3 protein-coding genes are annotated in these 11,804 nt (G+C 66.0%); all 3 read left to right on the top strand.

The annotated features are described in order from the left end of the window. The first annotated feature begins 271 nt into the window (after positions 1 to 271). Complete coding sequence (locus AC1DMG_RS15350) at positions 272 to 1,189, top strand: cupin-like domain-containing protein (protein ID WP_441603194.1); 918 nt, start codon at positions 272 to 274, stop codon at positions 1,187 to 1,189. A gap of 35 nt (positions 1,190 to 1,224) precedes the next feature. Then, positions 1,225 to 8,475 (top strand): hybrid non-ribosomal peptide synthetase/type I polyketide synthase, encoded by a 7,251-nt coding sequence (locus AC1DMG_RS15345; protein ID WP_477180718.1) that lies wholly within the window; start codon positions 1,225 to 1,227, stop codon positions 8,473 to 8,475. Further along, positions 8,472 to 11,804: non-ribosomal peptide synthetase (locus AC1DMG_RS15340; RefSeq protein ID WP_477180717.1), on the top strand; the 3,333-nt coding region annotated here is incomplete at its 3' end. The genes AC1DMG_RS15345 and AC1DMG_RS15340, both read left to right, overlap by 4 nt.

Here is an 11,804-nt window from a genome sequence, read left to right as displayed (position 1 = left end):
GCCTATTCCGTCGGGGCTGTGCGGCGTAATTGATTGCGTCCGCCCTGCTGCTTAGGGCGTATTCACACAAAAACGCCTGCGACGGAGACTAGCCCTGTTCCGATGTATCAGCGCGGTTGCATGACAAGGCAACGGAACAAGGCTCCGGGGGATTGCCATCACGACGTGAACGGATCGGCTTTCGATCCTCGCTGCATAAAGCGACCGTCGACCACCGGATGGGTTGAGACCTCGCAGTCACGCGAACCACGCTTGTTCAGGGGGAAACAACATGAGCGCCGATGCCGACCGGCTGATTGAGGTGGACTGGGATGGTTTTGATCCGTGGCGTATCCAGCCGATACGCCATCGCCTGATGGACCACCCGCTGCTGCAGTTGCCTTCGCTGGTGGAGCTGAGCAAGCGCCTCGAATCGCGCGGCCGCGTACGTACGCATAGCAGCGACGCCACCCCTGGCACGCCGTTCAATACGGCGCCCAAGCTCCATCCCAACCGCATGACGGCCGCCAGCACGCTGCAACAGATCGAGCAGGCCAAGGCCTGGATGTCGCTGCTCAATGTGCAGACGGACGATACCTATCGCTCGCTGGTGGACGAAGTACTCGACGACGTGAAGCCCGGCGTGGATCGTCTCGATCCTGGCATGTGCTATCGCGGCGGCTGGATCTTCATCACCTCGCCGAACACGGTGACGCCGTTCCATTTCGACAAGGAACACAATTTCATCCTGCAGGTGAGCGGACGCAAGACGCTCTACGTGTGGGATCACCGCGACACGGTCGCCGCCAGTGAGGAAGCCCGGGATCGCTTCCACGCCTGCCACGAGCGCGACCGCCTGCACTGGGACGACAGCCTGCGCGAGCGCGCCACGGTCTTTCATCTAGAGCCTGGCCAGGGCGCGTACATGCCCTCGACCAGCCCGCATATGGTGGAGAACGGCGACAACGCCTCGGTCACCATCAGCTTCACCTACTACACCCACGCCACCCGCCGCGACAGCCTGCTGCATGCGGCGCACGAACGCCTGCGCGGCTGGGGCATCGCTCCGCCGGCCGTGGGGCAGAACGCAGCGCTCGACTTCCTGTTGCACGCGGGTTTCCGCTCGGCCATCGATACACGCGAATGGCTGCGGCGCTCGCTCGGCAAGCAGCCTTATACGGACGGCGCGGACTACGCCATCGCCGGTTGATCGATCGCGCCACAAGCGCGCGCAGGTGAACGCCCATGAATCAGCACCACATCGCAGCAACCTCGTCGGCCAGCAGCGAACTGTCGCTGCTCGACGTACTGGTGCGCCAGACGCCGGTCCCGGTCACGGGTTCGGTGCAGCGGCTGAGCATGGCGATCGACGCCGATGTACTGCACAGCCTCGATGCACGGGCAGCGCGCCTGGGCGCCGCACCCGCGCTGCTGCGGCGCGCTGCACTGGCCTTGCTGGAGTCGCGCTTCACGGGACAGGCGGAAATCGTGCTGGGCACGGCGCAAGGCAATATCTTCCACAAGGTGCCCAGTGAGGGCACGGTGGATGCGTGGCTGCTCACGCATGCCACGCCCGCAGCGGCTGAGGACGCCGCGGCCAGCGCCATTGGCGCATGGAGCGACGACGCTCCCGCACACACGTCGTTGCCGCTGCGCTGGAGTCTGTCGCCCGGCGGCGACCATATCGAACTGGACTACGACACAGCCGTATTCGACGAGTCGATGCTGCKCACGCTTGCTCACGCGCTGTCGCAACTGCTGCATGCGCTGGCCCACGAGGATGCGCTCCAATCCATTCACGCGCTCGACCAGGAAACCTTCGAGCGCGTGATTGCCGGCTGGAACGACACGGCCATGCCGCGCCGGATGCAAGACACCGTGCACGGGCTGTTTGCCGATGTCGCCCTTGCCCATCCGAACTCGATCGCACTGGATGGTCCGCCAGGCGCGCTGAGCTATGCGCAATTGCACGCGTCCAGCCATCGCGTTGCGGCCGGCCTCATCCATGCGGGTGTCACACCGGGAGCCGCGGTCGGCCTGCTGCTGGACCGTTCACCGGCCGCGATCGTGGCGATCCTCGGCATCCTCAAGGCTGGCGCCGCCTATCTGCCGCTCGACCGCACCTATCCTGCGGAGCGCCTGACGTTTGTGTTGCAGGACGCGCAAGCCGCGGCCGTCATCGTCGCCGATGGCATCGACGTGCCCGACGGCATGGCCGCGACCGTGCTGGATATCGCGGCCCTGATGCAATCCGGCGACGATGTGGCCTTGCCCGCCATCGACGGCAATGCGCTCGCCTATGTGATGTACACCTCCGGCTCGACCGGCACGCCCAAGGGTGTGGAGATCCGTCATCGCTCGATCATCCGCCTGGTGCGCGACGTACGCTATGTGGACTTCGGTGAAAGTCCCCGCGTGCTGCATGCGGCGCCGTTGGGCTTCGATGCCGCCACGTTCGAGATCTGGGGTGCGCTGCTCCATGCCGGCACGTGCATCGTGCATGGCGAACGCGTGCCCAGCGGTGCGGGTCTGGCCGCCACCATCCGCCATCACGAGGCGCGCATCGCCTGGCTCACTGCCGCACTGTTCAACGCCATCATCGATGAGGATGGCAGCCACCTGCACGGCCTGGAACAGTTGCTCACCGGTGGCGAAGCACTCTCCGTCGCCCATATGCGCAAGGCGCAGTCGCTGTTGCCGGGCACCACGCTGATCAACGGCTACGGCCCCACCGAATGCACTACGTTTGCCACCACGTTCCGGCTTCCCAATCCGCTGGATGCCTCGCTGCGCGCCATTCCCATCGGCCGCCCCATCGCCGACACCACCTTGTACGTGGTCAATGCACGTGGCGAGCCGGTACCGCCGGGCGTGATCGGCGAGCTCTACATCGGTGGCGAAGGAGTTGCACGCGGCTATATGGCGCGCGAGGAACTGACCGCGGCGCGCTTTGTTGCCGATCCGTTCGCGGGTGGCGACCACCGCCTGTATCGCACGGGCGATCTGGTGCGCTGGCTGCCCGAAGGCGTCATCGATTTCATCGGGCGCATCGACGGCCAAGTGAAGATCCGCGGCTACCGCATCGAGATCGGCGAGATCGAAGCCGCGCTGCAGAACCTGCCCGGCGTGCGCGCCAGCGCCGTGCTCGCGCGCGAGGACCAGCCGGGCCAGAAGCGGCTCGTCGCGTATTTCGTGGCCGAGGATGCCGCCGTGACCGCGCGTGCGCTGCGGGCGCAGCTTGCGCAAACGCTGCCCGACTACATGGTGCCCGTGGCCTATGTGCGCATGGACAGCCTGCCGGTCACTACCAATGGCAAGCTCGATCGCCGCGCCTTGCCCGCGCCCGGACGTGGCCGTCCTGAGCTCGCCGACCGTTACACGCCGCCGCTGGGTGAGCGGGAGCAGCAGCTTTGCGCGCTGTTTTCCGAGGTGCTGGAGATCGACCAGGTCGGCCGGCTGGACCATTTCTTCGACCTCGGCGGCAATTCGTTGCTGGCCGTTCGCCTGATGGAACGCGTGCACGCCACTGTTTCCAAGGCGCCGACCATCCCTGCCTTCTTCGCCGATCCCACGCCCGTCGCATTGGCATCGCTGATCGATGGGCGCGCGAACAAGTCGGCGCTCGCTTCGCGCCTGTCACGCGGCCGCCAGGGCGATGCCGGTGAACCGGTGGCCATCATCGCGGCAGCGGGTCGGTTTCCCGGTGCAGCCGATGTGGAAGCGTTCTGGGCCAATCTTTGTGCGGGGCGCGAATCGATCACGCACTTCAGCCGCGAGGAACTGGACGCATCCATTCCTGCCGAGATGCGCAACGACCCGGCCTACGTCGCGGCGCGCGGCATCATCGATGGCGTCGAGGACTTTGACGCCGCCTTCTTCGGCATCTCCCCGCGCGAAGCCGAATTGATGGACCCGCAGCAGCGCATCTTCCTGGAGCTGTGCTGGGAGTGCCTGGAGCGCGGCGGCTACACGCCCGATCGCCACGACGCGCCGGTGGGCGTGTTTGGCGGCATGTATCACGCCACATACTTCCAGCATCACCTGACGCATCGCCCGGACCTGATCGAGAAGCTGGGCGCATTCCTGGTATCGCTGGCCAACGAGAAGGATTTCTTCGCCACCCGCGTGGCGCACAAGCTCAACCTCACTGGTCCGGCGGTCAATGTAAGCACCGCTTGCTCGACCTCGCTGGTCGCGATCTGCCAGGCGGTAGCGGCCCTGCGCGCCGGACAGTGCGAGATGGCGATTGCCGGCGGCGTGTCGGTCACCTGCCCGCCTCGCAGCGGCTATGTCGCCCAGGAAGGCTCGATGCTGTCGCCGGATGGGCACACGCGCACCTTCGACGCCGACGCGCAGGGTACGGTGTTCAGCGATGGCGCCGCCGTGGTGTTGCTCAAGCGCTGGTCGGACGCACAGCGCGATGGCGACCAGGTACTCGCGCTGATCCGCGGCATGGGCATCAATAACGATGGCGGCGGCAAGGCGAGCTTTACCGCGCCCAGCAGCGAAGGTCAGGCAGCCGTGATCGCCATGGCGCTGGCCGATGCCGACGTCGATGCGCGCAGCATTTCCTATGTCGAGGCCCACGGTACCGCGACGCCGCTCGGCGATCCGATCGAGATCGAAGGCCTTACCACGGCGTATCGCCAGCACACCGACGACTGCGGCTACTGCGCCATTGGTTCGGTCAAGAGCAATATCGGCCACACCGTGATTGCCGCCGGCGCCACCGGCGTGATCAAGACCGCGCTATCGCTGCGCGACCGMGTGCTGCCTCCGTCGCTGCATGTGCAGGCGACCAATCCGAAGATCGACTTTGCCAACTCGCCCTTTGTCGTCAACGATGCGCTGCGCGCGTGGCCGACCGGCGAGCAGCCCCTGCGCGCCGGCGTCAGTTCGTTTGGCGTGGGCGGCACCAATGCCCATGTGATCCTGGAGCAGGCGCCGGCGATGACGCCATCGGATGCGGCCGAGGGTCCGCAGCTGTTGTTCCTTTCCGGTCGCACGCAAGCTGCCGTCACTGCCGCTTCCGCCAAGTTGGCCGGACATCTGGCCGCGAACCCGGATATCAACCTCGGCGACGTCAGCAGCACCTTGCTGCACGGTCGCAAGGCATTTGCCCACCGCGCTTGTGTGGTTGCCAGCAACGCCGAAGAGGCTGCCGCACGTCTGCGCGAGCTGTCCGCATCCAACGTACGTGAATCAGCCAAGCCCGCGCCGGAAGTCGTGTTCCTGTTTCCGGGCCAGGGCTCGCAGTACGCCGGCATGGGCAAAGCGCTGTACGAGAGCGAACCCACTTTCCGTGCCGCCATCGATGATTGTGCGGAAGCGCTGCGCGGCGAACTCGGCTTTGATCTGCGTGAGCGGATGTTCGATAGCGATGCGGCCGCCCTGCGTGAAACCTCGCTGACGCAACCGGCTACCTTCGCGATCGAATACGCGCTGGCCAAGCTTTGGCTGTCGATGGATATCGTGCCGGCGGCGATGATCGGCCATAGCGTAGGCGAGTTTGTCGCCGCCGTGATCGCCGGCGTGATGAGCCTGGCCGATGGCGCACGCCTGATCGCTCGCCGCGGCCGCCTGATGCAGGCCATGCCGTCGGGCGCGATGCTGTCGGTGCGCCTCGGTGCCGATGCGCTGCGCACCCGTCTGCCTGATGCACTGCAACTGGCGGCAGAAAACAGTCCCAACGCCAGCGTCGTCAGCGGCGATGCCGCGCAAGTCGACGCGTTCCGCCTGCAGCTGGAAGCCGACGGCGTGGCCTGCCGCGTGCTGCAAACCTCGCATGCCTTCCACTCCGCCATGATGGATCCGGTGCTCGAACCATTCCGCACTGAAGTGGAGCGCATCGCCTTAGCCGCACCTTCGATCACCATCATTTCGACCTTGACTGGCGAGCCGCTCAGCGCCGCCGAGGCCATGTCGCCGGATTATTGGACCAGCCATCTGCGCGGCACCGTGCGCTTCTCGCCTGCACTGCTGAGTCAGCTGGGCGACCAGCCGCGTGTCTTCATCGAAGCGGGCCCGCGCAACGCATTGAGCACGCTCGCACGCCAGCACGCACCGAGCCGCAAGCATCAGATCGTATCCAGCCTCGCCGACAGCGAATCGGTGGAGCGCGCGGCCTGGGTGGCCGCCATGGGCGAGCTGTGGTGCGCCGGCCTGCCTGTGGCGGTGTGCTCCCTGGATCGCCGCGCGAATCGTCGCCGCGTGCTGCTGCCGACCTATCCRTTCGAACGCAAACGCTACTGGGTCGAGGCCGCAGCTGCGGCTGCCGTCGCCCCGCCCGCTATCCCCGACAACGTCGTTTCGTTGTTTGCCCCTACGCCTGCACCCGTTGTGGAGCTCACCATGGATGTCAACGTTTCCGGCGCCAACGCCGGCTCGGCCCGTCACACCCGCCTGCTCGGACAGCTCACCGAGCTGTTCGAGGATGTCTCCGGCAGCGAGCTGGAAGGCGTCGATCCCAGTGCGGGTTTCGTGGAACTGGGCCTGGACTCGCTCTCGCTGACCCAGGTCGCGCTGCAACTGCAGAAGACCTTCGCGTTGAAGATCACCTTCCGCGAATTGATGGAGTCGTTTTCCTCCTTCGAGCGCCTCGCCATGCATATCGACCAGATGCTGCCGCCGGATGCCTCCGCTCCGGCCACACCCGCCCTTCCCGCTGCAGCCGGCGCGACCGTGGCTCCCGCCGCCATCGTCGCGCCGGTCATGCAGGTTGCCGCCACCGGCAATATCGTGCAGGACCTGATCCAGCAACAGATGCAGATCATGCAGCAGCAACTGGCGCTGCTCGCCGGTGCAAGCATCGCAGCTGTGCCGGCGGCTGCCGCACCCGTGCACGCCGTTGCTGCGGCGCCCGTGCAGAGCGCTCCCGTGGCAGCCACGGCGCAGGCCGCGCAGGCCCAGGCGCCGGCGCAGGACGAGGAGGCCGCGCTCGCCCACACCACCTACGATGTGAAGAAGGCCTTCGGCGCGATTGCGCGCATCCACTCCAATCAAACGGATTTGAGCGACCGCCAGCGCGCCCGCCTCGAAGCCTTCATGCGCCGCTATATCGATCGTACGCGCGCCTCGAAGGAATACACCCAGCGTCACCGCGATCACCTGGCCGATCCGCGCGTGGTGAACGGCTTCCGTCCGCTGCTCAAGGAAATGATCTACCAGATCGTGGTGAACCGCTCGAAGGGTTCCAAGGTGTGGGACCTGGACGGCAACGAATACATCGATGCACTCAACGGCTTCGGCATGAACCTGTTCGGCTGGCAGCCGGATTTCGTGCTCGATGCCGTGCGTCGCCAGCTCGATGCTGGCTACGAGATCGGCCCGCAGCATCCACTGGCCGGCGAAGTGGCCGAGCAGGTATGCGAGCTGACCGGATTCGATCGCGCCGCGCTGTGCAATACCGGCTCGGAAGCCGTGATGGGCACGATCCGCATCGCCCGCACCGTGACCGGTCGCGACACGCTGGTGATCTTCACCGGCTCGTACCACGGCATCTTCGATGAAGTGATCGTGCGCGGCAGCAAGAAGCTGCGCTCCGTGCCGGCCGCGCCGGGCATCCTGCGCAATACCTCCGAAAACGTGCTGGTGCTGGAATACGGCACGCCGGAAACCTTGCAGATCATCCGCGAGCGCGCGTCGAGCATCGCCGCCGTACTGGTGGAGCCGGTGCAGAGCCGTCGTCCTGATTTCCAGCCGCGCGACTTCCTCAAGGAGCTGCGTGCGATCACTGCCGATGCCGGCGCCTTGCTGATCTTCGACGAAGTGGTCACCGGCTTCCGCTCGCATCCGCGCGGCGCGCAGCACGTGCTGGGCATCGATGCGGACCTGGCCTCTTACGGCAAGGTGGTYGGCGGCGGCTTCCCGATCGGCGTGATCGCCGGCAAGCGTCGCTACATGGATGCGCTGGACGGCGGCGGCTGGCAGTACGGCGATGCCTCCATTCCCACCGTGGGCGTCACCTATTTCGCCGGCACCTTCGTGCGCCATCCGTTGGCGCTGGCGGCCGCGCATGCCGTGCTCAACCATCTCAAGCAGAACGGCGCCGCCCTGCAGGAGCGCCTCAACGCGCGCACCAGCCTGCTGATGGACGAGCTCAATGCGTTCTGCGCCAGCGTCGGTGCGCCGCTGCAACTGGTGCACTTCGCCTCGGTGTGGAAGACCAACTTCACCGAAGACCATCCGCTGCAGGACCTGCTGTTCGCCATGATCCGCAGTCGCGGCATCCACATGCTGGACAACTTCCCCTGCTTCTTTACCACCGCTCACACCGAACACGATTTCCAGGCCATCGCCAAGGCGTACAAGGAATCGGTGCTGGAAATGCAGGAAGCGGAATTCCTGCCGCGCAACAAGCGCGTGGAAGCGCTGGCCATCGACGCCAACCGCCCACCGGTGGTCGGCGCGCGGCTGGGCAAGGATCAGGACGGCAACCCCGCGTGGTTCGTGCCCAATCCCGACGTGCCGGGCAAGTTCATGAGGGTCAATGCATGAACCCGAACGAGCCTGCCCAACTGCCCGATGCCGACGCGATCGCGGTTGACTACGATCCGTTTGCGGGTGCCACGCTGGCGCGAGTTGCGCCGGCTACCGCGCCGCAGCGCGAGGTGTGGCTTGCTTCCACGCTGGAGCCGGAAGCTTCGCTGGCCTATAACGAGTCGGTGTCCTTGCGGTTGCACGGCGATCTCAACGTCGAGGCGTTGCAGACTGCCTTGCAGCAATTGGTGGAACGCCATGAGGCACTGCGCGCCGCCTTTGCCAATGACGGCAGCGAACTATGCATCGCCACGCAACAGGATCTACCCTGCCCGCTGCGCGAACTGTCGTGGCTGGGGCCGGACGAACAGCAGGCCGAGATCGATGCCACACTGATCCGCGTGGTCAGCGAACCGTTCGACCTGGACAACGGCCCGCTGGTACGCGCCGAGCTGCTGGAACTCTCCTCGCAGGAACACCTGCTGGTGTTCACTGCGCACCACATCGTCTGCGATGGCTGGTCGTTCGGCGTGATCGTGCGCGATCTTGCCGCGCTGTATGCGCAGCAAGTGGGCATGGGACAGGAGCTGGGGCCAGCTGATCCGTTTACCGACTATGCGTTGGCCGAAGCCGAACACACGCAGAGCGCGGAAGGCAAAGCTGCCGAGGCGTACTGGATCTCCCGCTTCGCCAACGCAACGCCCTCACTGGACTTGCCGACCGATCATCCGCGTCCGCGCCAGCGCAGTTTCCATTCGCTGCGCGAAGACCTGCTGTTGGACGCCTCGCTGGTGGCCGACGTCAAGCGCATGGGTGCACAACGTGGCGCCAGTCTGTACGCCACATTGCTCGCGGCGTTCGGTCTGTTGCTGCAGCGCCTCAGTGGGCAGGACGACGTAGTCATCGGCATTCCTTCCGCCGGCCAGGCGGCCGGTGGTCAGCATCAGCTGGTGGGCCACTGCGTGAACGTGCTGCCGTTGCGCGTGATGATGGATACCTCCGCACCGTTCGCCGATAGCCTCAAGCAGGTGCGCGGCGATCTGCTCGACGCGTTTGACCATCAGCAATACACGCTAGGCAGCCTGCTCGCACGACTGGCTCTGCCGCGCGATCCGGGCCGGCTGCCGCTGGCCAGCGTGTTGTTCAATCTGGATCAGGCGCTCGACGAGCGCACCGTGAGCTTCCCGGGGCTGTCGTTCGAATTTGCGGGCAATCCGCGCGTCTTCGAGAACTTCGAGCTCTTCGTCAATGCCGTGCAGCTGCCCGCCGGCATACGCCTGGAATGCCAGTACAACCGGGATCTTTTCGAACCGGCCACGATCCAGTCGTGGCTGGATGCCTATGCCACGCTGCTGCGCCAGGCCATCGGCACACCCGACGCCGCCGGCAATGCATTGGGCCTGGTGTCGCCGTCGGCTCAAGCCGCGCTGATGGCGTTGCAACCGATGCGCTCGGCCTATCCCGCCGAGCAGCTCGCGCACGAATACTTCGAGAAGCAGGTGGATCGTGCCCCGGCACGCGTTGCCATCCCCGGCGACACCTCACTGAGCTATGCGCAGCTGGACGCTCGAGCCAACCGCATTGCGCGCGTCCTGCGCGAGCGCGGCGTGGGCCAGGGCCAGCTGGTCGGCCTGTCGGTGGCGCGCAGCAGCGACATGATCGCTGCACTGCTGGGCGTGCTGAAATCGGGCGCGGGTTATGTACCGCTGGACCCGGGCTTCCCTGCCGAACGCCTCGCCTTCATGGCTCAGGACGCCGCGTTGGCTGCCCTGGTCGTCGACGACGAAGCTTCCGCCATCTTCGACTTCCCAGCGGCCAACGTGCTGTCGCTGCAACGCGACGCCGCGCTTATCGATGCCATGAGCGCCGAGCGCCTGGTGCGCGACGAGCGCTCGGCCACGAGCGAATCCGTCGCCTATGTGATCTACACCTCCGGTTCCACCGGCAAGCCCAAGGGCGTGCGCGTACCTCATCGCGCCACCGCCAATTTCATCAGCAGCATGCAGCGCGAGCCGGGCATCCATGAGAACGACCGGCTGGTTGCGGTCACCACGCTGTCCTTCGATATCGCCTTCCTCGAACTGATGCTCCCGCTCAGCGTGGGCGCAGCGGTGGTTCTGGCTGGACACGACGATGTGCGCGACGGCTCCGCGTTGCGCCAGCTGGTGGAACGCAGCGGCGCCACCATGATGCAGGCCACGCCCGCGGGCTGGCGCGTGCTGCTGGAATCGGGCTGGGAAGGCCACGCCGGCTTCAAGGCGATCGCAGGCGGCGAACCGCTGCCGCTGGATCTGGCCGAAGCCCTGCTGGCCCGTTGCGGCGAGCTGTGGAACGCCTATGGCCCCACCGAAACGACGGTGTGGTCCACGTTGTGGCGCGCGCAACATCCGCGTTCGGGCATCACCATCGGCCGTCCGATCGCCAACACCACGGTGCACGTGCTCGACGAAACGGGCGCGCCCTGCCCGCTGGGCATGCCCGGTGAAATCTATATCGGCGGCGACGGCGTCACTTTGGGCTATCTCAACCGTCCCGAGCTCAACAGCGAACGCTTCATCCCCGATCCCTTCACCGGCGACGCACAGGCGAACATGTATCGCACCGGCGACCGTGGCCGCTGGCTGGCCAAGGGCGAGCTGGAACACTTGGGACGCCTCGACTTCCAGGTGAAAATCCGCGGCTACCGCATCGAACTGGGCGAAATCGAAACCGCACTCACTGATTTGCCTGAAGTCGCACGCGCGGTGGTGATGGCGCGCGAGGATCGCCCCGGCGATGTGCGCCTGGTGGCCTATGTGGTGCCTGCAGAAGGCGTGGATCTTGAGACGGTGGATCTATGCCCTCCCCTGCGCCAGCGCCTGCCCGACTACATGATCCCGCAGCACTTCGTGGCGATGAGCGCGATACCGCTGCTGCCCAATGGCAAGATCGATCGCAAATCATTGCCCGCGCCCACGCAACCCGTCGCCGAAGCGCGCCGGGACCGTCGTGCGCCACAAACCGAAACTGAGCGTCGCGTCGCCTGCGCCATGGAAGCGGTGCTTGCGCTGCCCGAGCTGGATGTGCGCGACAATTTCTTTGCGCTGGGCGGCCATTCGCTGCTCGCGGCTCAATTGACCGCGAGGCTCAATCGCGAGTTTGGCATCGCGCTCTCTTTCCGCACGCTCTTCGATGCGCCGACCATCGAGGGCCTGGCCGACACCATCGATAGCCATCGCGCGCCTGCCAGCGCTGCGGCTGCCGTGGATATCCCGCGCCTTGCCGATCGTCAGGTCGCGCCGCTGTCGTCCATGCAGCAGCGCCTGTGGTATCTCGAACAACTGCATCCCGGGCGCGTGGTCTACAAC

The organism is Dyella sp. 01N36 (assembly GCF_056399745.1).
This window is presented reverse-complemented; position numbering and strand designations above follow the sequence as displayed.